Annotated in this window: 22 protein-coding genes; 15 read left to right on the forward strand and 7 right to left on the reverse strand. The window is 62.5% G+C overall.

The features are described 5' to 3' along the window. Window positions 1-140 precede the first annotated feature (140 nt). From ACSSU5_RS15410 to hisC, 10 genes are all read left to right on the forward strand, one after another. Window positions 141-950, forward strand: coding sequence for an ATP-binding cassette domain-containing protein (locus ACSSU5_RS15410; protein WP_264310150.1), 810 nt, complete (start codon window positions 141-143; stop codon window positions 948-950). After that, window positions 950-1,747 carry a lipid asymmetry maintenance ABC transporter permease subunit MlaE gene (gene mlaE, locus ACSSU5_RS15415; RefSeq protein ID WP_114167698.1) on the forward strand — a complete coding sequence of 266 codons (798 nt, stop codon included), beginning with the start codon at window positions 950-952 and terminating at the stop codon, window positions 1,745-1,747. Before ACSSU5_RS15410 ends, mlaE begins: the two co-directional genes overlap by 1 nt. After that, a complete protein-coding gene (mlaD, locus tag ACSSU5_RS15420) occupies window positions 1,747-2,232 on the forward strand; it encodes an outer membrane lipid asymmetry maintenance protein MlaD (protein WP_016501327.1) in 486 nt (161 codons plus the stop codon). Before mlaE ends, mlaD begins: the two co-directional genes overlap by 1 nt. A 9-nt stretch (window positions 2,233-2,241) precedes the next feature. Further along, window positions 2,242-2,889, forward strand: a complete 648-nt coding sequence (locus ACSSU5_RS15425) for an MlaC/ttg2D family ABC transporter substrate-binding protein (protein ID WP_264310149.1) — start codon at window positions 2,242-2,244, stop codon at window positions 2,887-2,889. After that, entirely contained in the window at window positions 2,886-3,188 is a 303-nt protein-coding gene (locus ACSSU5_RS15430) for an STAS domain-containing protein (protein ID WP_264310148.1), read from the forward strand. The genes ACSSU5_RS15425 and ACSSU5_RS15430 overlap by 4 nt, the downstream gene beginning before the upstream one ends. Before the next feature lie 119 nt (window positions 3,189-3,307). Next, window positions 3,308-3,547 (forward strand): BolA family protein, encoded by a 240-nt coding sequence (locus tag ACSSU5_RS15435; RefSeq protein ID WP_003255121.1) that lies wholly within the window; start codon window positions 3,308-3,310, stop codon window positions 3,545-3,547. 23 nt (window positions 3,548-3,570) lie between these two features. Further along, window positions 3,571-4,836 carry a UDP-N-acetylglucosamine 1-carboxyvinyltransferase gene (gene murA / locus ACSSU5_RS15440; protein WP_264310147.1) on the forward strand — a complete coding sequence of 422 codons (1,266 nt, stop codon included), beginning with the start codon at window positions 3,571-3,573 and terminating at the stop codon, window positions 4,834-4,836. A gap of 103 nt (window positions 4,837-4,939) precedes the next feature. Continuing rightward, a complete protein-coding gene (gene hisG / locus ACSSU5_RS15445) occupies window positions 4,940-5,575 on the forward strand; it encodes an ATP phosphoribosyltransferase (RefSeq protein ID WP_264310146.1) in 636 nt (211 codons plus the stop codon). Window positions 5,576-5,709: 134 nt separating this feature from the next. Then, window positions 5,710-7,035, forward strand: a complete 1,326-nt coding sequence (hisD, locus tag ACSSU5_RS15450) for a histidinol dehydrogenase (protein ID WP_492559214.1) — start codon at window positions 5,710-5,712, stop codon at window positions 7,033-7,035. 2 nt (window positions 7,036-7,037) lie between these two features. Beyond that, window positions 7,038-8,084 carry a histidinol-phosphate transaminase gene (hisC, locus tag ACSSU5_RS15455; protein ID WP_492559215.1) on the forward strand — a complete coding sequence of 349 codons (1,047 nt, stop codon included), beginning with the start codon at window positions 7,038-7,040 and terminating at the stop codon, window positions 8,082-8,084. A 96-nt stretch (window positions 8,085-8,180) separates the two neighbouring features. Here hisC and ACSSU5_RS15460 read toward each other — a convergent pair whose 3' ends face one another. Continuing rightward, window positions 8,181-9,362: an alkaline phosphatase family protein gene (locus tag ACSSU5_RS15460; RefSeq protein ID WP_492559216.1), complete on the reverse strand. Its 1,182-nt coding sequence runs from the start codon at window positions 9,360-9,362 to the stop codon at window positions 8,181-8,183. Between the two features lie 138 nt (window positions 9,363-9,500). Here ACSSU5_RS15460 and ACSSU5_RS15465 point away from each other — a divergent pair, with 138 nt between their 5' ends. The 3 genes from ACSSU5_RS15465 (at window position 9,501) to ACSSU5_RS15475 (ending at window position 12,112) form a co-directional block, all read left to right on the forward strand. Beyond that, the gene (locus ACSSU5_RS15465) at window positions 9,501-10,151 is read left to right on the forward strand and encodes a FadR/GntR family transcriptional regulator (protein WP_492559217.1); all 651 of its coding nucleotides are present in this window, start codon (window positions 9,501-9,503) and stop codon (window positions 10,149-10,151) included. A 14-nt stretch (window positions 10,152-10,165) separates the two neighbouring features. Next, window positions 10,166-11,446 carry a CynX/NimT family MFS transporter gene (locus ACSSU5_RS15470; RefSeq protein ID WP_492559218.1) on the forward strand — a complete coding sequence of 427 codons (1,281 nt, stop codon included), beginning with the start codon at window positions 10,166-10,168 and terminating at the stop codon, window positions 11,444-11,446. Window positions 11,447-11,626: 180 nt separating this feature from the next. Next, window positions 11,627-12,112: a nuclear transport factor 2 family protein gene (locus tag ACSSU5_RS15475; protein WP_264310140.1), complete on the forward strand. Its 486-nt coding sequence runs from the start codon at window positions 11,627-11,629 to the stop codon at window positions 12,110-12,112. Here ACSSU5_RS15475 and ACSSU5_RS15480 read toward each other — a convergent pair. Next, the gene (locus tag ACSSU5_RS15480) at window positions 12,091-12,963 is read right to left on the reverse strand and encodes a hypothetical protein (protein WP_492559219.1); all 873 of its coding nucleotides are present in this window, start codon (window positions 12,961-12,963) and stop codon (window positions 12,091-12,093) included. The genes ACSSU5_RS15475 and ACSSU5_RS15480 overlap by 22 nt on opposite strands. A gap of 37 nt (window positions 12,964-13,000) precedes the next feature. Between ACSSU5_RS15480 and ACSSU5_RS15485 the strand changes: the two genes are divergently transcribed. Next, window positions 13,001-13,303: a GIY-YIG nuclease family protein gene (locus ACSSU5_RS15485; protein WP_413470142.1), complete on the forward strand. Its 303-nt coding sequence runs from the start codon at window positions 13,001-13,003 to the stop codon at window positions 13,301-13,303. A 15-nt stretch (window positions 13,304-13,318) separates the two neighbouring features. Here the strand turns inward: ACSSU5_RS15485 and yejK are convergent, their stop codons facing one another. Beyond that, entirely contained in the window at window positions 13,319-14,326 is a 1,008-nt protein-coding gene (gene yejK, locus ACSSU5_RS15490) for a nucleoid-associated protein YejK (RefSeq protein WP_264310137.1), read from the reverse strand. Between the two features lie 394 nt (window positions 14,327-14,720). Here yejK and ACSSU5_RS15495 point away from each other — a divergent pair, with 394 nt between their 5' ends. Next, entirely contained in the window at window positions 14,721-15,002 is a 282-nt protein-coding gene (locus tag ACSSU5_RS15495) for an HU family DNA-binding protein (RefSeq protein ID WP_264310136.1), read from the forward strand. Between the two features lie 51 nt (window positions 15,003-15,053). Here ACSSU5_RS15495 and rlmF read toward each other — a convergent pair whose 3' ends face one another. From rlmF to ACSSU5_RS15515, 4 genes are all read right to left on the reverse strand, one after another. Then, complete coding sequence (rlmF, locus tag ACSSU5_RS15500; protein WP_492559220.1) at window positions 15,054-16,007, reverse strand: 23S rRNA (adenine(1618)-N(6))-methyltransferase RlmF; 954 nt, start codon at window positions 16,005-16,007, stop codon at window positions 15,054-15,056. Between the two features lie 174 nt (window positions 16,008-16,181). After that, a complete protein-coding gene (locus tag ACSSU5_RS15505) occupies window positions 16,182-19,028 on the reverse strand; it encodes a valine--tRNA ligase (protein WP_492559221.1) in 2,847 nt (948 codons plus the stop codon). A gap of 192 nt (window positions 19,029-19,220) precedes the next feature. Then, window positions 19,221-19,586: a DNA polymerase III subunit chi gene (locus ACSSU5_RS15510; protein WP_492559222.1), complete on the reverse strand. Its 366-nt coding sequence runs from the start codon at window positions 19,584-19,586 to the stop codon at window positions 19,221-19,223. A 5-nt stretch (window positions 19,587-19,591) separates the two neighbouring features. Beyond that, window positions 19,592-20,020, reverse strand: a complete 429-nt coding sequence (locus ACSSU5_RS15515; RefSeq protein WP_264310132.1) for a DNA polymerase III subunit chi — start codon at window positions 20,018-20,020, stop codon at window positions 19,592-19,594. Between the last annotated feature and the right edge of the window lie 28 nt (window positions 20,021-20,048).

Below are 20,048 nucleotides of genomic sequence, written 5' to 3' on the forward strand. Positions count from 1 at the left end.
GAACGACTCGTTCCCCGGCCTTGGGGCGGCGCTGTCAGCGGTGCTATAGTTCGCCGCTATTCGGCCTGCCAGGGGCGCGTGTGCCTTCAAGAAGAGGGCCGGCGTCAATTAGGACGAGGCTGCACTAGCAAGGAGTCTAGATGAGTGTGGATAGCGCCTACGCGGTCGAGTTGAAGGGGCTTACCTTCAAGCGCGGTTCGCGCAGCATTTTCAGCAATGTCGACATACGTATCCCGCGCGGCAAGGTCACCGGCATCATGGGGCCATCGGGTTGCGGCAAGACCACCTTGCTACGCCTGATGGGCGCGCAGCTGCGCCCGTCCGGTGGTGAGGTATGGGTCGCCGGGCAGAACCTGCCGACGCTGTCGCGCAGCGATCTGTTCGATGCGCGCAAGCAGATGGGCGTGCTGTTCCAGAGTGGCGCGCTGTTCACCGACCTTGATGTGTTCGAGAACGTCGCCTTCCCGTTGCGCGTGCATACCCAGCTGTCGGAAGAAATGATCCGTGACATCGTGTTGATGAAACTGCAGGCCGTCGGCCTGCGCGGCGCCATCGACCTGATGCCCGACGAGCTGTCCGGCGGCATGAAGCGCCGGGTGGCGCTCGCCCGTGCGATTGCCCTGGACCCGCAGATCCTCATGTACGACGAACCGTTCGTCGGCCAGGACCCGATCGCCATGGGTGTGCTGGTGCGCCTGATCCGCCTGCTCAACGATGCGTTGGGCATCACCAGCATTGTGGTTTCCCACGACCTGGCCGAAACCGCCAGCATTGCCGACTACATTTACGTGGTCGGTGATGGCCAGGTGCTGGGGCAGGGCACCCCCGACGAACTGATGGGCTCGGACAACCCGCGTATTCGCCAGTTCATGAAGGGCGATCCGGACGGCCCGGTTCCCTTCCACTTTCCTGCGCCTGATTACCGCGCCGACCTGCTGGGAGCGCGTTGATGCGCAGAAAATCCTTACTCGAACGGGTTCGCCTGCTCGGTCGCTCGGCGATCGACGTGCTGGCAGTGCTCGGGCGTTCCTGTCTGTTCCTGTTCCACGCGCTGATCGGGCGTGGCGGCATTGGCGGTGGTTTCCAGCTGCTGACCAAGCAGTTGTACTCGGTGGGCGTGCTGTCGCTGGCGATTATCGTCGTCTCCGGCGTGTTCATTGGCATGGTGCTGGCCCTGCAGGGTTACAGCATCCTGACCAAATACGGCTCCGAGCAGGCGGTCGGGCAGATGGTTGCCCTGACCCTGCTGCGAGAACTCGGGCCGGTGGTGACCGCCTTGCTGTTTGCCGGCCGCGCGGGTTCTGCGCTGACCGCCGAGATCGGCAACATGAAATCCACTGAACAGCTGTCGAGCCTGGAAATGATCGGCGTCGACCCGCTCAAGTACATCGTCGCGCCGCGCCTGTGGGCCGGGTTCATCTCGCTGCCGCTGCTGGCGCTGATCTTCAGCGTGGTCGGTATCTGGGGTGGTTCCTGGGTTGCAGTGGACTGGCTGGGCGTCTACGAAGGCTCGTTCTGGGCCAATATGCAGAACAGTGTTTCCTTTACCGACGACGTGTTGAACGGGTTGATCAAGAGCCTGGTGTTCGCCTTCGTCACGACCTGGATCGCCGTATTCCAGGGGTACGACTGTGAGCCCACCTCAGAAGGGATCAGCCGTGCCACCACCAAGACCGTGGTCTACGCCTCGTTGGCAGTCCTGGGTCTGGACTTTATTCTGACCGCCTTGATGTTTGGAGATTTCTGATGCAAAACCGCACCCTGGAAATCGGTGTCGGCCTGTTCCTCCTGGCCGGGATCCTGGCGCTGTTGCTGCTGGCCCTGCGTGTCAGCGGGCTGTCGGCCAGCCCGAGCAGCGACACCTATAAAGTTTATGCGTACTTCGACAATATCGCCGGTTTGACGGTCAGAGCTAAAGTGACCATGGCCGGTGTGACCATCGGCAAGGTCACCGCCATCGATCTGGACCGTGATTCCTACACCGGTCGGGTGACGTTGCAGCTGGACAAGACCGTCGACAACCTGCCGACCGACTCCACTGCCTCGATCCTGACCGCCGGGTTGCTCGGCGAGAAGTACATCGGCATCAGCGTGGGCGGTGAAGATCAGGTGCTCAAGGACGGCGCGACCATCCACGACACCCAATCGGCTCTGGTGCTGGAAGATCTGATTGGCAAGTTCCTGCTCAACTCCGTTGGCAAGGAACCGAAAGAAGCGCAACCGGCTAATTAAGGAGTTTCCATGATTTCGATCCTGCGACGTGGCCTGCTGGTCCTGCTGGCGGCCTTCCCCCTGCTGACCGTGGCGGCGCAGACGCCTCACGATGTGGTTCAGGGTACGACCAACGAATTGCTTGGCGACCTCAAGGCCAACAAGGATCAGTACAAGTCCAACCCCAACGCCTTCTACGATGCGCTCAACCGCATCCTGGGCCCGGTGGTGGACGCTGACGGCATTTCCCGCAGCATCATGACCGTCAAGTACTCGCGCAAAGCCACGCCTGAGCAGATGCAGCGCTTTCAGGACAACTTCAAGCGCAGCCTGATGCAGTTCTATGGCAATGCCTTGCTGGAGTACAACAACCAGGGCATCGTCGTCGATCCGGCCAAGGCCGATGACGGCAAGCGTGCCAGCGTCGGCATGAAGGTGACCGGCAACAATGGTGCCGTGTACCCGGTGCAGTACACCCTGGAGAACATTGCCGGCGAGTGGAAGGTGCGTAACGTCATCGTCAACGGCATCAACATCGGCAAGCTGTTCCGTGACCAGTTCGCCGATGCCATGCAGCGCAACGGCAACAACCTGGACAAGACCATCGACGGCTGGGCCGGCGAAGTGGCCAAGGCCAAGCAGGCCGCCGACAGCTCGCCTGACAAGGAAGTGAAATGAGCGAGGCGGGGGTAAGCATGGCCGAACCGGGCGTACTGCGCCTGGCTGGCGTGCTGGACTATCGCAGTGGCCCGGCCTTGCGCAAGCAAGGCAAGGCATTGATCGACGCCTCGCGCGAGCCGCAGATGGTGCTCGATTGCTCGGCTGTTGCGAAATCGTCCAGCGTCGGCCTGTCGCTGCTGCTGGCGTTCATGCGTGACGCCCAGGCGGCCGGCAAGGCCTGCCAGGTACGCGGTATGCCTGACGATATGCGGGAAATTGCCGAGGTCTACGACCTCGATGAAGTGCTGGCCAGTTGATGGCCTCGCACTGAAAGATGGCCCCTCGGTCAGCGCACGCCCTCAGTGGGCTTCGCAGGCGAGGGGCTTTTTTGTATGATGGCCGACCCGTGCGCATCGGGCGCCGATTGAGGTTGAGCATGCAGGCCGTAGAAGTTAAAAGCTTCCTTGAAGAAAAATTGCCGGGATCCCGGGTCGAAGTTGAAGGCGAAGGCTGCAACTTCCAGTTGAACGTGATCAGCGACGAGTTGGCTGGCCTGAGCCCGGTCAAGCGTCAGCAGGCGATCTATGCTCACCTTAATCCCTGGATCGCCAATGGCAGCATCCATGCGGTAACCATGAAATTTTTCAGCAGCGCAGCCTGGGCTGAGCGCACCTGAGCCAACTTGGCGGCGAGACTCCAATGGACAAACTGATTATTACTGGCGGCGCTCGCCTTGACGGCGAGATCCGCATTTCGGGCGCGAAGAACGCGGCCCTGCCGATTCTGGCGGCGACCCTGCTGGCTGACGGCCCGGTCACCGTGGGCAACCTGCCGCACCTGCACGACATCACCACCATGATCGAGCTGTTCGGGCGCATGGGCATCGAGCCTGTGATCGACGAAAAGCTGTCGGTGGAAATCGACCCGCGTACCATCAAGACGCTGGTCGCACCGTACGAGCTGGTCAAGACCATGCGCGCCTCGATTCTGGTACTGGGCCCGATGGTCGCTCGCTTCGGTGAGGCCGAAGTGGCCCTGCCTGGCGGTTGCGCCATCGGTTCGCGCCCTGTCGACCTGCACATCCGTGGCCTGGAAGCCATGGGCGCGAAGATCGAGGTCGAAGGCGGCTACATCAAGGCCAAGGCGCCTGAAGGTGGCCTGCGCGGTGCGCACTTCTTCTTCGACACGGTCAGCGTGACCGGTACCGAGAACATCATGATGGCCGCTGCCCTGGCCAACGGCCGCAGCGTGCTGCAGAACGCCGCGCGTGAACCTGAAGTGGTCGACCTGGCCAACTTCATCAACGCCATGGGCGGCAAGGTTCAGGGCGCCGGCACCGACACCATCACCATCGATGGCGTCGAGCGCCTGCACTCGGCCACCTACCGGGTCATGCCCGACCGTATCGAAACCGGCACCTACCTGGTCGCCGCTGCCGTCACCGGTGGCCGCGTCAAGGTCAAGGACACCGACCCGACCATCCTTGAAGCGGTACTGGAAAAGCTCAAGGAATCGGGCGCCGACATCAACACCGGCGAAGACTGGATCGAGCTGGACATGCACGGCAAGCGGCCCAAGGCTGTGAACCTGCGTACGGCTCCGTACCCGGCGTTCCCGACCGACATGCAGGCGCAGTTCATCTCGCTCAACGCCATCGCCGAAGGCACTGGTGCGGTAATCGAGACGATCTTCGAGAACCGTTTCATGCATGTTTACGAGATGCACCGCATGGGCGCGCAGATCCAGGTCGAAGGCAACACTGCCATCGTCACTGGCGTCAAGGCGCTCAAAGGTGCTCCGGTAATGGCCACCGACCTGCGTGCTTCCGCAAGCCTGGTGTTGTCGGCGCTGGTTGCCGAGGGCGATACCCTGATCGATCGCATCTACCACATCGACCGTGGTTACGAGTGCATCGAGGAAAAACTGCAGATGCTGGGCGCGAAGATTCGTCGCGTACCGGGCTAATCATCTGTTGTGGGAGCGGGCTTGCCCGCTCCCACATAAAGAATTGAATGCGGCCAGGTCGATGACCTGGCCGGCAGTAGCCGCTTAAGGACCGACGTTTCCCATGTTGACCATCGCGCTATCCAAAGGCCGAATTCTCGACGATACCCTGCCATTGCTGGCCGAGGCCGGTATCGTGCCGACCGAGAACCCGGACAAGAGCCGTAAACTGATCATCCCCACCACGCAGGACGACGTGCGCCTGCTGATCGTGCGTGCCACCGACGTGCCGACCTATGTCGAGCATGGCGCCGCCGACCTCGGTGTGGCTGGCAAGGACGTGCTGATGGAGTACGGCGGCCAAGGCCTGTACGAGCCGCTGGACCTGCAGATTGCCTGCTGCAAGCTGATGACCGCTGGCGTGGTTGGCGCACCGGAGCCCAAGGGCCGTCTGCGTGTGGCCACCAAGTTCGTCAACGTTGCCAAGCGTTACTACGCCGAACAGGGCCGTCAGGTCGATATCATCAAGCTGTACGGCTCGATGGAACTTGCCCCGCTGATCAACCTTGCTGACAAGATCATCGACGTCGTCGACACCGGCAACACCCTGCGCGCCAATGGCCTTGAGCCACAAGACATGATCGCCACGATCAGCTCGCGTCTGGTGGTCAACAAGGCCTCCATGAAGATGCAGCATGCCCGCATCCAAAGCCTGATCGACACCTTGCGCAAGGCCGTCGAATCGCGACACCGCGGCTAAGACTCTACCTCCTGCGCGCGACCTCCGCTGTCGCGCCCGTCTATCCGCGTCATAGCCACTTTTCTCGGGTGCCCGCGCGGATGGACTGGTAGCCTAGGGCGCCTGAGCATTCGCTAATAATCGAGGCCCTCGCCATGACCGTGTCCACTGCAATTGCCCGTCTCAACGCTGCTGACCCGGATTTCGCCCGACATCTGGATCATCTGCTGAGCTGGGAAAGTGTGTCCGATGACGCGGTCAACCAGCGCGTGCTCGACATCATCAAAGCCGTCCGCGAACGCGGCGATGCGGCGCTGGTCGAGTTCACCCAGCGTTTCGATGGCGTCGATGCCAAGTCCATCGATGACCTGATTCTGGGGCGTGAGCGCCTTGAGCTTGCCCTGACGCGCATTACCGACGCCCAGCGTGCCGCCCTGGAAAAAGCCGCCGAGCGCGTGCGCATCTACCACGAGCGGCAGAAGCAGGATTCCTGGCAATACACCGAAGCCGATGGCACCGTGCTGGGCCAGAAGGTCACGCCGCTGGACCGCGCCGGCCTGTATGTGCCCGGTGGCAAGGCGTCGTACCCGTCCTCGGTGCTGATGAACGCCATTCCGGCCAAGGTCGCCGGCGTGACTGAAGTGGTGATGGTGGTGCCGACCCCGCGTGGCGAGGTCAATGAACTGGTACTGGCCGCCGCCTGCATTGCCGGTGTAGACCGTGTGTTCACCGTGGGCGGTGCCCAGGCCGTCGCCGCCCTGGCCTATGGCACCGAGAGCGTGCCGCAGGTGGACAAGATTGTCGGCCCAGGCAACATCTACGTGGCTACCGCCAAGCGCCACGTGTTTGGCCAGGTCGGTATCGACATGATTGCCGGCCCTTCGGAAATTCTCGTGGTGTGTGACGGCCAGACCGATCCGGACTGGATCGCCATGGACCTGTTCTCCCAGGCCGAGCATGACGAAGACGCCCAGGCCATCCTGGTCAGCCCGGACGCCGAGTTCCTCGACCGCGTTGCCGCCAGCATCGACAAGCTGCTGCCGACCATGGAACGTGCCGAGATCATCGAGAAGTCGGTCAACGCCCGTGGTGCGCTGATTCAGGTGCGTGACATGCAGCAGGCCATTGAAGTGGCCAACCGGATTGCCCCCGAGCACCTGGAACTGTCGGTCGCCGACCCGCAGGCCTGGCTGCCGCAGATCCGCCACGCCGGCGCCATTTTCATGGGCCGCCACACCAGCGAAGCGCTGGGTGATTACTGCGCAGGCCCCAACCATGTGTTGCCGACCTCTGGCACCGCGCGTTTTTCCTCGCCACTGGGGGTGTATGACTTCCAGAAGCGTTCGTCGATCATCTTCTGCTCCGAGCAGGGCGCATCCGAGCTGGGTCACACCGCCTCGGTCCTGGCCCGTGGCGAGTCGCTGACCGCCCACGCCCGCAGCGCCGAATACCGTATCCTGACCCAAGACAAGGGGAACTGAGCATGAGTCGATTCTGGAGCCCCTTCGTCAAGGACCTGGTCCCTTACGTGCCGGGCGAGCAACCCAAGCTGGCCCGCCTGGTCAAGCTCAACACCAACGAAAACCCCTATGGCCCATCGCCCAAGGCGCTGGAGGCCATGCGCGGCGAGCTGAGCGACAACCTGCGCCTGTACCCGGACCCGAATGGTGACCGGCTCAAGCAGGCGGTGGCCGAGTACTATGGCGTAACCCCTGGGCAGGTCTTTGTCGGCAACGGTTCGGACGAGGTGCTGGCGCACATCTTCCATGGCCTGTTCCAGCACGACGCGCCGCTGTTGTTCCCGGACATCAGCTACAGCTTCTACCCGGTCTACTGCGGCCTGTATGGTATTGCCTTCGAGCAGGTGGCGTTGGACGAGCAGTTTCAGATCCGTATCGAGGACTACAAAAAGCCTAACGCCGGGATCATCTTCCCTAACCCGAATGCGCCGACCGGCTGCCTGATGCCGTTGCAGGCAGTCGAGCAACTGCTGCAGGCCAACCGTGATTCGGTGGTGGTGGTGGATGAGGCCTACATCGACTTTGGTGGCGAGACCGCCATCAGCCTGGTGGACCGCTACGACAACCTGCTGGTGACCCAGACCCTGTCCAAGTCGCGCTCGCTGGCCGGCTTGCGCGTTGGCCTGGCGGTTGGCCACCCGGACCTGATCGAGGCGCTGGAGCGGATCAAGAACAGCTTCAACTCTTACCCGCTGGACCGTGCGGCGATCGTCGGCGCGGCCGTGGCGTTCGAAGACCGTGCCTACTTCGAAGAAACCTGCCGCAAGGTGATCGCCAGCCGTGAAGTGCTGGTCGAGCAACTGACGGCCAAAGGCTTCGAAGTGCTGCCGTCGGCGGCCAACTTCATCTTCGCCCGTCACCCGCAGCAGGATGCGGCCGAGTTGGCGGCTCGCCTGCGTGAGCAGGGTGTGATCGTGCGGCACTTCAAGCAGGCGCGGATTGCCCAGTTCCTGCGCATTACCATCGGTACGCCAGACATGAACCAGGCATTGCTCGATGCGCTGAACTGATCAAGGAGTGGCTCACGCAGCCACGCGCTTCGATCCGACCCCGTCTGGCACTGGTTGCCAGGCGGGGTTTTTGCTTTCAGGGTTGAAAGACGGACCTCAGTAGGCCACTTCCTCGATGCTGTAGGGTTTTCCGGCTGGCCTGTTGCGCACTGCTGCAGGGGTGCCATCGAGTATCAGCACATAATCGTTGATGTCATCCATGCCATCCGGGTCGGTCCATTGCTCGGCAGCGGCCGGTACTTGTGCAACCACATGCCCATTCTTGAGGATGGTCAGGTAACCCTTGGCGGTACTGTGCCAGCGCAGTCGGGCATTGGCTTCATCGGCCCTGGCTTTGCGAACACCCGTACCCCCCAGCAGGGGTGTGCCGTCCAGAAGCCATTGCGGTTGCAGTGCCAGGCCCATATGGCGCAGGACAGTGGGCGCCACAGAAGTCTGCGCGGCAAGGCGATACAGGTTGTTCGGCCCTGGTTTTTCCTCCGGGATGCTGGGCTGGGTCAGTTCTTCGTTCAACGGTTTGTTGCTGGCGATGAAGATGGTCTTTTCCTGCTCCGTGACGCCTCCGTGGCCTTTGCCCCAATAGTCGCGGCCATGATCGGTACTGACGATTACCAGCCAGTCTTCTCGCGGATGGTTGCGGCGCCGCTCGTCGATCTTGTCCAGCAGTTGCCCTAATTGGCTGTCGGCTTCGCGCAGCGCCTCTTGGTAGTGCGCGTCGAACCCCCCGTCATGGCCTGCCTTATCCGGTTCGCCCAGTTGGATGAAGGTGAAGTCGCCGGGTGTGTTACCGAGAATTTCCAGCGCGCGCTCGGTGACCTGCACATCGGATAAGCCGCTTTCGCGCACATCATTGCCATGGGCATCTTCGAGCAGGAACGCGGTATTGATCGGCGACCAGTTGACCACGCTGGACAGGTAGGCGGTCGGCAGCGCCTGGCGAAGCCGCTTGAACAGGCTTGGAAAAGCCGGGTCGACCCGCAGTGACTCGGCATTCGAATCAACGCCATGTTTGTTGCTCCAGACCCCGGTCAGCAAGGTGATCCAGCCTGGCCCGCTGACTGTTGGCTGTTCGCTGGCCAGGCCAGTGATGCCGCCGGTGTAGGCGCTGGCGTAATACAGGCGTTGCTTCAGATTGGTGGCGTCACCCAGCGCTTCGTAGTGGTCGAGCTGCACGCCTTCCATGGCGACGATCAAGGTTTTCGGTTGGGGGGCGTTAGATGCGTGGTCGCAACCTGCCAGCAGCACCCATGTCATCAGTAGCAAGCGTGATAGTGGCATGGAGAGGTATCCGGGAATGTTGCGGCGAGCGTTGCAATAAAGCGCTCTGCTCACAACTGGCAGAAATAACAGGTGGTTTGCCGTCCAGAAGGCTATCCATTAAGCTGCGTCAATTCATCGGATGATTGGTTGAATGTGATGAGCGTAGAGTTGACCAAGCGTTCCCTGGTCGAACTCGCCGTAGAGCGCATGCGCGAGCGCATCCTCAAGGGCGACTGGCAGGTTGGGCAGCGCCTTCCGACCGAGCCGGAGCTGGCCCAGGAACTGGGCATAAGCCGCAACACCGTGCGCGAGGCCATGCGCGTGCTGGCGTTCAGTGGCCTGGTGGAAATCAGGCAGGGCGATGGCAGTTATCTGCGTACCGCCCAGGACCCGTTGATGGCTGTGCAGGCGATGGCCCGTTGCACGCCGGAGCAGGCACGGGAGACCCGCCATATCCTCGAAACCGAGGCCATCGGCCTGGCGGCGCTGCGCCGCACCGACGCAGACCTGCAAGCCCTGCGCGAAGCCCTTGAAGGCAGTGCCGGGCACTTTCACGGTGACATCGATACCTATGTGGCCTGCGACCTGGTGTTTCACCAGCGCCTGGTGGATGCCGCCCACAACCCTGCATTGAGTGAGTTGTACCGGTATTTTTCCGGCGTGGTGGCCGCCGCGCTGCAACGCAACATGAGCACTGTGCCGCGCTGCCAGTCCACGTTCGATCTGCACGGGGAGATCCTCGACGCCATCGAACAACGTGATTCGGAGCGGGCCAAGCGCCTGAGCCGAACCCTCATCGAATCCTGAACACGAGAAGGCCCATGGCGGAATCAATCACCCGTAGCACCCACACCGGCGAGCGGGAACTCGAAGAACTGTTGATCGACGCCGAAGCCGATGACGAGCAGGTTCAACAGCAGCCCGTGGTGCTGCGCCGGCCCTGGTTGCTGCTGCTGGGCCTGGTGCTGGTGGCGCTGAACCTGCGCCCGGCCTTGTCGAGCATGGCCCCGGTATTGGGCCTGGTCTCCGAGGGCCTGGGCCTGAGCGCCTCGCAGGCAGGCTTGCTGACCACCTTGCCGGTGCTGTGTCTGGGCCTGTTCGCGCCGTTGGCGCCAATCCTGGCACGGCGTTTTGGCAGTGAGCGGGTAATCCTCGGCATTCTCGTGACCTTGGCATTGGGCATTGCGGTGCGCAGTGCCTTTGGGGCGGTCGGGGTGTTCCTCGGCAGCCTCATGGCCGGTGCCAGTATCGGCATCATCGGCGTGCTGTTACCGGGCATCGTCAAGCGCGACTTCCCGCAATACGCCGGTACGTTGACCGGTGTGTACACCATGGCCCTGTGCCTGGGGGCGGCCATGGCGGCCGGCGCCACGGTGCCGTTGGCTCAACACTACGACGGCAACTGGGCGCTGGGGCTGGGCTTCTGGGCGGTGCCGGCACTGCTGGCCATGCTGGTGTGGCTGCCGCAGGCGCGGCAGGGGCATGGCCTGCACAAGGTTGCCTATCGGGTGCGTGGCCTTTGGCGCGACCCTTTGGCCTGGCAGGTGACCTTGTACATGGGCCTGCAATCCTCGCTGGCCTATATCGTCTTCGGTTGGTTGCCTTCGATTCTGATTGGCCGCGGCCTGAGCCCTACCGAGGCGGGGTTGGTGCTGTCGGGGTCGGTGATCGTGCAATTGATCAGCTCGCTCAGTGCACCTTGGCTGGCAACGCGCGGCAAGGATCAGCGGTTGGCCATCGTGATTGTCATGCTGGTTACCCTGGCCGGTTTGTTTGGTTGCTTGTATGCGCCCGTTTCAGGGCTGTGGGGGTGGGCGGTGCTGCTGGGCCTGGGGCAGGGCGGGACGTTTGCCCTGGCGCTGACGTTGATCGTGCTGCGTTCGAAAGACGCGCATGTGGCCGCGAACCTGTCGAGCATGGCGCAGGGGGTCGGGTACACCCTGGCGTCCATGGGGCCATTTGCGGTGGGGCTGGTACACGACCTCACCGGTGGCTGGGCGGCAGTGGGGTGGATCTTTGCTGTGCTGGGCATTGGCGCCATTTGTTTTGGGCTTGGGGCTGGGCGCGCGTTGCATGTGCAGGTGACCTGCGAAAAAGTCTGAGACTGGGTTTGCCAGTGTTGGCCCATTCGCGGGGCAAGCCCGCTCCCACAGGAGCCCGCAGTGCCTGAAAGCCCCACCATCCTGTGGGAGCGGGCTTGCCCCGCGAATGGGCCGGCACTGGCGCAAGTGCATCGAGCAGATTATCGTGCACCTTTCGACTCCCAGGATGGACCTGCCCCCATGAGCGACGCCAACCGCGACCTGATCACCCGCTTCTACCAGGCCTTCCAGCGGCTGGATGCCGAGGCCATGGTGGCCTGTTACAGCGCCGACATCGTCTTCAGCGACCCGGTTTTCGGCACCCTGCGCGGCAAGGATGCGGGCGACATGTGGCGGATGCTCACCACGCGCGCCAAAGACTTCACTCTGACCTTCGACAACGTGCGTGCGGACGAACGCGGAGGCAGCGCGCACTGGGTCGCGTCCTACCTGTTCAGCCAGACTGGCCGTACCGTGGTCAACGACATCCAGGCACGTTTCGTCATCCGCGATGGCTTGATCTGCCAGCATGACGACAGCTTTGACCTGTGGCGCTGGTCGCGCCAGGCCCTCGGCGCGCCCGGGGTGCTCCTGGGCTGGTCGCCGTTGATTCAGAACAAGGTACGCCAGCAGGCATTCAAGGGCCTGCGGGCGTACCAGCACAGTCAAGGCAATGCCACGGCCTGATCGCTGTCGTGGTAGCTGAACGTTGCACGTTCTTCGAGGGTGCGCGGTAGGCGGACACGGATCACGGGTATGAAGGTGCCGTTGGTCGTGTGCCAGTCTTGCTGGTCGGCCTGCGCCTGCTGCAAGGCGCCGTATTCGCCTTCGATATGGAAGAACGACTGGATCGGCAGGCTAGCCGCGTCTGCCTCATTCCATGCGCCGATCACCACTTCGTTCCAAGGGAATGGCAGTTCGGAGGCGTACAGCTGCTTTGCCCGCACGCTCTGGTGGAACGCCTCGGCGCGTTCGGGAACGCGCGCGCGGCGGATATCAAAGGCGCATTGGCGCTTGTAATCACCGCTTTGCCTGTATTGCTCCATCCATTGCTCGGCGGTAAAGATACCTTGCGCATGGCAAGCAGCTTCGGTTTCGGCAGTCTGCCGATTGTCGCCACAACCTCGGGCATCGCGCTCCCAGGTATCGCCGTCGGTGGGCGAGGCGCACAGCATCTCGTAACGCAGCGAATCTTTGGGCCGTTGCAGCAGGGGGAACAGCGTGAAGCCACTGCGGGCATCGGCTGCCAGGCGGGTCGTGGGAATGTCGGCGCGCAGGTAGGAGAACGATACGCCGCCCTTGTCCTTGCTGTTCTGGCTATGATGCCAGGTGTGATAATGCGGTGAAGGCTTGGTTGACCTGATCAGCACGCCCGAGCAGGCGTGGGCAGGTACCGCATTGCCTTTGCAGTACGCGGGGGTGGCATCGTAGTTCCTCTGCATTTGATCGGCGGTTTGTGCGCCAATCGAACCGTGGGCGTTGAATGCGGTTGTCAGTAGCGTTGCATAGAGCAGGGTACCGCTCAGTTTATTGAACATGATGAAGCCCTCAATGAGTGGGCTCACCAACTTAATGATGGAAAGAGCAGGCGTCGTGAGTGAAGCAGTGCCGGATCAGGCAGTGAAACCCTGGTATGTCTACCTGGTACGGGCGGCCAACGGGTCGCTGTACTGCGGGATCAGTGATGACCCGCAGCGGCGTTTTCTGGTGCATCAGAAGGGGCAGGGCGCGCGCTATTTCAAGACCAGCCCGGCGCAGGCGCTGGTGTATGTCGAGCAATGGCCCGACAAAGGCGAAGCGCTGCGCCAGGAGCGGCTGGTAAAGCGGCTGCGGAAATCGGCCAAGGAGGCGCTGGTGGCCTCGTTCAACAACCCCTAGGCCGCACTGGCGGTATCAGTCCTTGCGCCGCTTCAGCTGATCGATCAATTGCGTCGGCAGCCCTTTGATGATCAAGGTGCCCGCCACCTCGTCATACTCCACCTTGTCGCCCAGCAGGTGTGCCTCGAAGCTGATCGACAGCCCCTCGGCGCGGCCCGTGAAGCGGCGGAACTGGTTGAGGGTGCGTTTGTCCGCGGGGATCTCCGGCGACAGGCCGTAGTCCTTGTTGCGGATGTGATCGTAGAACGCCTTCGGGCGGTCCTCATCGATCAGGCTGGACAGCTCTTCGAGGGTAACCGGCTCGCCCAGCTTGGTTTGGGTGGTGGCGTAGTCGACCAGGGTCTGAGTCTTCTCGCGTGCCGATGCCTCGGGCAGGTCTTCGCTCTCGACGAAGTCGCTGAAGGCCTTGAGCAGGGTGCGGGTTTCCCCGGGGCCGTCGACGCCCTCCTGGCAACCGATGAAATCACGGAAGTAGTCGGAGACCTTCTTGCCGTTCTTGCCCTTGATGAACGAGATGTACTGCTTGGAGTTCTGGTTGTTCTTCCATTCGGACAAGTTGATGCGCGCAGCCAGGTGCAGTTGGCCGAGGTCCAGATGGCGCGATGGCGTCACGTCCAGATCGGCGTTCACCGCCACGCCTTCACTGTGGTGCAGCAGGGCGATCGCCAGGTAGTCGGTCATGCCTTGCTGGTAATGGGCAAACAGGATGTGGCCGCCGGTGGAGAGGTTGGACTCTTCCATCAGCTTTTGCAGGTGTTCGACGGCAGTGCGGCTGAACGCGGCGAAGTCCTTTTCCGCTTCCAGGTATTGCTTCAGCCAGCCACTCAGGGGGTAGGCGCCCGATTCGCCATGGAAGAAGCCCCAGGCCTTGCCTTGCTTGGCGTTGTAGCTGTCGTTGAGGTCGGCCAGCAGGTTTTCGATGGCATCGGATGCGCCGAGCTCGGTATCACGTGCATGCAGCACGGCGGGGCTGCCATCGGGCTTCTTGTCGATCAGGTGAACGATACAGTGACGGATTGGCATGAAGTCCTCGGCGAGTCTGGGGCGGTGCACGGCCGCCGCTGCAAAAGTCGTCCAGTTTACCCCAGAGACAAGGCGATGCAGTGGCCGGATGTTGGCAGAAATGCCGGTTGTTCGTTTTTTGTTCAGATTTGTGCGTTTTAAGCTAAAACCCCCGAAAAACCTGCATTAAATCGAAGTGCGCAGCGGATATTTATCCATTCCTGTGGTAGCTTTGCGCGGTCTTGCGCCCCTTGCGTGGCGCATTGCTGGCAGCACGCTAACGTCGTGTCGAACCAAACGCCGATTTACGTATCTACATACGCGATTGGCGCGGCCCTCCAAAATTCAGGGGCTGGCCCGATAACGTCGTAGCTCGCTGCATAACCACTGAATTTGATAGGGAAGGAACATCACCATGGCATTGACCAAAGACCAACTGATTGCCGACATCGCCGAAGCTATCGACGCACCGAAAACCACCGCGCGTAACGCACTGGAGCAACTGGGCCAGATCGTTGCTGACCAACTGGAAAACGGCGCTGAAATCACCCTGCCAGGCATCGGCAAGCTGAAAGTCACCGAGCGTCCTGCCCGCACCGGCCGCAACCCTTCGACTGGCGCTGCCATCGAAATCGCTGCCAAGAAAGTCGTCAAGTTCGTTCCAGCCAAAGTGCTGACCGACGCCATCAACAAGTAATTGTTGAAGCGTTGACGAAACCGCGCCCGGCTTGCCCGGGCGCGGTTTTTTTCAGCCTTGGGTTTTACGTCGCGCGTGCCAGGCCTGGCGCGCGGTGTCGTCCTGGAAGCTCCAGGCGACCATGCGGCTCTGCTTCTGCCCTTGGCCCATTTCGATAATGCGCACGGCCTTGGCGCCCGCTTTTTTCAGCGCAGCCTCGATGCCTGGCAGGTTGCTGGCCTTTGACACCAGGCTGGTGAACCACAGCACGCTTTCGGCGTACTGCGCGCTTTCCCCGACCAGTTGGGTCACGAAGCGGATCTCGCCGCCCTCACACCACAGTTCGTTGTTCTGGCCACCAAAATTGAGCACGGGCAGTTTGCGCTTGGGGTCCTGCTTGCCCAGGTTTTTCCATTTGCGCTGGCTGCCGCGGGTGGCTTCCTCGCGTGAGGCATGGAAGGGCGGGTTGCACAGGGTCAGGTCGAAGCGCTCGTCTGCCTGCAGCAGGCCGCTGAGGATGTGCGTGCGGTTGGCCTGTTGGCGCAGGGTGATGGCTTTGTTCAGGCCGTTGGCCTGGACGATGGCCTTGGCCGAGGCCAGTGCCACAGGGTCGATGTCCGAGCCCAGGAAGCGCCAGCGGTAGTCGCTGTAGCCGATCAGCGGGTAGATGCAGTTGGCACCCACGCCGATGTCCAGTGCACGCACCTGGGCGCCCTTGGGAATCTCGCCGGCATTGTCTTCGCCTAGTAGGTCGGCGAGCACATGGATGTAGTCGGCGCGTCCGGGGATGGGCGGGCACAGGTAGTCGGCGGGGATGTCCCAGTGCTGGATGCCGTACTGGGCCTTGAGCAGGGCGCGGTTGAACACCCGAACGGCCTCGGGGTTGGCGAAGTCGATGCTGGGTTTACCGTGCGGGTTGGTGATGGTGAAGCGGGCCAGGTCGGGGTGCGCCTTGATCAGGCTGGGGAAGTCGTAGCGACCCTGGTGGCGGTTGCGCGGGTGCAGGGTGGGTTTGTTTTGGGTCATGCTCGGGTCCGGTGCTGCATGTGCTGGCCAGGGGGCCGCTGTGCGGCCCATTCGCGGCACAAGGCCGCTCCCACAGGATAGTGGGGCTCCTTGAAGGCAGCCCAATTCCTGTGGGAGCGGCCTTGTGCCGCGAACGAGGGCGAGGCCCTCGCTGGTCAGGTCAGCATTGTCAGGTTACAGCGCTGCAATCCGCGCATGCTGCTCGGTGAAGTTGGCCAGGGCCTGTTCGGACTCGGCCAGCTTGGCGCGTTCTTTCTCGATCACCGCAGGCGGTGCCTTGTCGACGAAGGCGGCGTTGGACAGCTTGCCGCCCACGCGCTGGACTTCACCTTGCAGACGCTGGATTTCCTTGTTCAGGCGAGCCAGCTCGGCGTCTTTGTCGATCAGGCCTGCCATCGGCACCAGTACCTGCAGATCGCCCACCAGTGCGGTGGCCGACAGCGGCGCTTCGTCGGCATCGCCGAGCACGGTGAACGACTCGACCTTGGCCAGTTTCTTCAGCAGGGCTTCGTTTTCCTGCAGGCGGCGCTGGTCATCGGCATTGGCGTTTTTCAGGAACAATGGCAGCGGCTTGCCCGGGCCGATGTTCATCTCGGCGCGGATGTTGCGCAGGCCGACCATCAGCTCCTTGAGCCACTCGATGTCGCCTTCGGCAGCAGCATCGATGCGGCTTTCATTGGCCACCGGCCACGGCTGCAGCATGATGGTCTTGCCCTGAATGCCAGCCAGCGGCGCGATGCGCTGCCAGATTTCTTCAGTGATGAACGGCATGAACGGATGCGCCAGGCGCAGGGCCACTTCCAGCACGCGCACCAGGGTGCGGCGGGTGCCACGGGCGCGCTCGACCGGGGCGTTCTCGTCCCACAGTACGGGCTTGGACAGTTCCAGGTACCAGTCGCAGTACTGGTTCCAGATGAACTCGTACAGGGCCTGGCTGGCCAGGTCGAAGCGGAACTGCTCCAGCTGGCGGGTCACTTCGGCTTCGGTACGCTGCAGCTGCGAGATGATCCAGCGGTCTGCCAGCGAAAGCTCGCAGGCCTCGCCGTTCTGGCCGCAGTCCTCGCCCTTGTCCAGCACGTAGCGGGCGGCGTTCCAGATCTTGTTGCAGAAGTTGCGGTAGCCTTCGACGCGGCCCATGTCGAACTTGATGTCACGGCCGGTGGAGGCCAGCGAGCAGAAGGTGAAGCGCAGGGCGTCGGTGCCGTAGCTGGCGATGCCGTCCGGGAACTCGGCCTTGGTCTGCTTGGCGATCTTCTCGGCAAGCTTTGGCTGCATCATGCCGCTGGTGCGTTTTTCCAGCAGGGCGTCGAGGGTGATGCCGTCGACGATGTCCAGCGGGTCCAGGACGTTGCCCTTGGACTTGGACATTTTCTGGCCCTGGCCATCGCGCACCAAGCCGTGCACGTACACGGTCTTGAACGGAACCTGCGGCGTGCCGTCCTCGTTCTTGATCAGGTGCATGGTCAGCATGATCATGCGCGCAACCCAGAAGAAGATGATGTCAAAGCCGGTGACCAGCACATCGGTGGAGTGGAACTTCTTGAGGAACTCGGTCTGTTCCGGCCAGCCCAGCGTGGAGAAGGTCCACAGGCCCGAGCTGAACCAGGTGTCGAGTACGTCGTCGTCCTGGCGCAGAGTGACGTCGGCACCCAGGTTGTGCTTGGTGCGTACTTCGGCCTCGTCACGGCCGACATAGACCTGGCCGGCCTCGTCGTACCATGCCGGAATACGGTGGCCCCACCACAGCTGGCGGCTGATGCACCAGTCCTGGATGTCGCGCATCCAGGAGAAATACATGTTCTCGTACTGCTTGGGCACGAACTGGATACGGCCATCTTCCACGGCGGCGATGGCAGGCTCTGCCAGCGGCTTGGTGGAAACGTACCACTGGTCGGTCAGCCACGGCTCGATGACGGTGCCCGAACGGTCGCCCTTCGGCACTTTCAGGGCGTGGTCGTCGATGCTGACCAGCAGGCCCTGGGCGTCCAGGTCGGCGACGATCTGCTTGCGCGCGACAAAACGGTCGAGGGTGGCGTACTGGGCGGGCAGGGTGGTATCGACCTGCTCGTTGACGCTGCCGTCGAGGTTGAAGGCCTGGGCATTGGCCAGCACCATCGCGTTCTTGTCGAAGATGTTCAGCAGCGGCAGGTTGTGGCGCTTGCCGACTTCGTAGTCGTTGAAGTCGTGAGCCGGGGTGATCTTCACGCAGCCGGTGCCGAATTCCGGGTCGCAATAGTCGTCGGCGATGATCGGGATACGGCGGCCGACCAGCGGCAGCTCGACGAACTTGCCGATCAGGGCCTGGTAGCGCTCGTCGTTCGGGTTGACCGCGACGGCAGCGTCACCCAGCAGGGTTTCCGGACGCGTGGTGGCAACCACCAGGTAGTCCTTGCCTTCGGCGGTCTTGGCGCCGTCGGCCAGCGGATAACGCAGGTTCCACAGGTGGCCCTTCTCGTCGTGGTTTTCCACTTCGAGGTCAGAGATGGCCGTGTGCAGCTTGGTGTCCCAGTTGACCAGGCGCTTGCCACGGTAGATCAGGCCATCCTCGTGCAGGCGCACGAAGGCTTCCTTGACCGCCTCGGACAGGCCGTCGTCCATGGTGAAGCGTTCGCGGCTCCAGTCGACCGACGAGCCGAGGCGGCGGATCTGGCGGCTGATGTTGCCACCGGACTGGTCCTTCCACTCCCAGACTTTTTCCAGGAACTGTTCGCGACCCAGGTCATGGCGGTTCTGGCCTTTGGCTTCGAGCTGACGCTCGACCAGCATTTGCGTGGCGATGCCCGCGTGGTCGGTGCCCGGTTGCCACAGGGTGTCGCGACCCTGCATGCGGCGGAAGCGGATCAGGGCGTCCATGATCGCGTTGTTGAACCCGTGGCCCATGTGCAGGCTGCCGGTCACGTTCGGCGGCGGGATCATGATGGTGTAGGACTCGCCTGCACCTTGTGGGGCGAAATAGTTCTCGGACTCCCAGGTGTTGTACCAGGAGGTTTCGATGGCGTGCGGCTGGTAGGTCTTATCCATGCGCGGCGGGACCCTGTGCATTTATTCGGGAAAGCCGGGCAGTATAACCAAGGTGGGGGCCGCAGGCGACAAGCTGCTGACAACTGTCGGGACAGTGTCGCCTGCTTCGCGGGCAAGCCCGCTCCCACAGGGTAAGCACAGTACCTGTGGGAGCGGGCTTGCCCGCGAAGCAGGCGACTTGGAGGTAGGCTTCTACTCGGCGCGCTTGATCAAGCGCTCGATACGCGCATCCAGCCGACGCTTGATTTCGTTCTCGATGTGCGGCGTGAAGTCATTGATCACGTCTTGCATGATCGCCTGCGCCGCTGCGCGCAGCTCGCTTTCCAGGTGCAGCAGGGTGTCCTGGCGGCGGGTTTGCGAATCTTCCTCGGGTTCGCTGGCTGCTGGCTCGACGGCAGGCGTGGCGTTACCACCTGGCTCATCCAGCAATAACGGAATCTGCTCGACGGTCTCGGTCAGCAGCGGCGGTTGTAGGTCGGCATCGCCCAGCAGCTGGCGGATCGACTCGAGGTCATCGAGCAGGTGGGCGGAGTCGGGCAAAGGGGAGGGCTTGTCCATCGTCGTCAAAGTCGCTGTAAGCGGTGGTCTTGCAGAGCATAGCCCTGTTCGCGGTAGAAACGGAACCGCTCACGGGCCGATTGGCGGATGCTCGGTTCCTCGACGACGATTTCGGCAACCCGTTCGAACTGGCCGACGAACGCGGGTACGCCAGCGCCCAGGTTGATCAGCAGGTCGCGGTGAAGGCCGGCATCCTCGGCGATGCCCAGTGCCACGGTGGCATCAGCGTGCAACTCCGCGAGGTCATGGGGCACGAACGCCTCGCCCTTGAAGCGCCATAGACGTTGGTCCAGTTCGCTGCGTTGCTCGGCGTCCTGGCAGTGCAGGTAGACCCGGTGGCCAAGGCGCCAGGCTTTGTCGCACAGCTTGCAGGCGAAATCGAGCCGCGCCGACAAGGAATCGGTGGGCAGGATGTAGAAATCGACTTTGCTCATGGTGGTGTCTGCCGGCCGGTGGCGCACA

It is taken from the genome of Pseudomonas sp. E1MeOHC2 (assembly GCF_058745025.1).

Excerpts from the sequence above, each read along its gene's own strand:
- ACSSU5_RS15515 (WP_264310132.1), bottom strand. The coding sequence starts at position 20,020 with ATGAGCAAAGTCGATTTCTACATCCTGCCCACCGATTCCTTGTCGGCG.
- ACSSU5_RS15465 (WP_492559217.1), top strand. The coding sequence starts at position 9,501 with ATGAGCGTAGAGTTGACCAAGCGTTCCCTGGTCGAACTCGCCGTAGAG.
- ACSSU5_RS15460 (WP_492559216.1), bottom strand. The coding sequence starts at position 9,362 with ATGCCACTATCACGCTTGCTACTGATGACATGGGTGCTGCTGGCAGGT.
- ACSSU5_RS15480 (WP_492559219.1), bottom strand. The coding sequence starts at position 12,963 with ATGTTCAATAAACTGAGCGGTACCCTGCTCTATGCAACGCTACTGACA.
- ACSSU5_RS15410 (WP_264310150.1), top strand. The coding sequence starts at position 141 with ATGAGTGTGGATAGCGCCTACGCGGTCGAGTTGAAGGGGCTTACCTTC.
- yejK (WP_264310137.1), bottom strand. The coding sequence starts at position 14,326 with ATGCCAATCCGTCACTGTATCGTTCACCTGATCGACAAGAAGCCCGAT.
- ACSSU5_RS15425 (WP_264310149.1), top strand. The coding sequence starts at position 2,242 with ATGATTTCGATCCTGCGACGTGGCCTGCTGGTCCTGCTGGCGGCCTTC.
- ACSSU5_RS15430 (WP_264310148.1), top strand. The coding sequence starts at position 2,886 with ATGAGCGAGGCGGGGGTAAGCATGGCCGAACCGGGCGTACTGCGCCTG.
- ACSSU5_RS15495 (WP_264310136.1), top strand. The coding sequence starts at position 14,721 with ATGGCATTGACCAAAGACCAACTGATTGCCGACATCGCCGAAGCTATC.
- ACSSU5_RS15470 (WP_492559218.1), top strand. The coding sequence starts at position 10,166 with ATGGCGGAATCAATCACCCGTAGCACCCACACCGGCGAGCGGGAACTC.
- hisG (WP_264310146.1), top strand. The coding sequence starts at position 4,940 with ATGTTGACCATCGCGCTATCCAAAGGCCGAATTCTCGACGATACCCTG.
- murA (WP_264310147.1), top strand. The coding sequence starts at position 3,571 with ATGGACAAACTGATTATTACTGGCGGCGCTCGCCTTGACGGCGAGATC.
- ACSSU5_RS15505 (WP_492559221.1), bottom strand. The coding sequence starts at position 19,028 with ATGGATAAGACCTACCAGCCGCACGCCATCGAAACCTCCTGGTACAAC.
- rlmF (WP_492559220.1), bottom strand. The coding sequence starts at position 16,007 with ATGACCCAAAACAAACCCACCCTGCACCCGCGCAACCGCCACCAGGGT.
- ACSSU5_RS15435 (WP_003255121.1), top strand. The coding sequence starts at position 3,308 with ATGCAGGCCGTAGAAGTTAAAAGCTTCCTTGAAGAAAAATTGCCGGGA.
- ACSSU5_RS15485 (WP_413470142.1), top strand. The coding sequence starts at position 13,001 with ATGGAAAGAGCAGGCGTCGTGAGTGAAGCAGTGCCGGATCAGGCAGTG.
- mlaE (WP_114167698.1), top strand. The coding sequence starts at position 950 with ATGCGCAGAAAATCCTTACTCGAACGGGTTCGCCTGCTCGGTCGCTCG.
- mlaD (WP_016501327.1), top strand. The coding sequence starts at position 1,747 with ATGCAAAACCGCACCCTGGAAATCGGTGTCGGCCTGTTCCTCCTGGCC.
- ACSSU5_RS15475 (WP_264310140.1), top strand. The coding sequence starts at position 11,627 with ATGAGCGACGCCAACCGCGACCTGATCACCCGCTTCTACCAGGCCTTC.
- hisC (WP_492559215.1), top strand. The coding sequence starts at position 7,038 with ATGAGTCGATTCTGGAGCCCCTTCGTCAAGGACCTGGTCCCTTACGTG.
- ACSSU5_RS15510 (WP_492559222.1), bottom strand. The coding sequence starts at position 19,586 with ATGGACAAGCCCTCCCCTTTGCCCGACTCCGCCCACCTGCTCGATGAC.
- hisD (WP_492559214.1), top strand. The coding sequence starts at position 5,710 with ATGACCGTGTCCACTGCAATTGCCCGTCTCAACGCTGCTGACCCGGAT.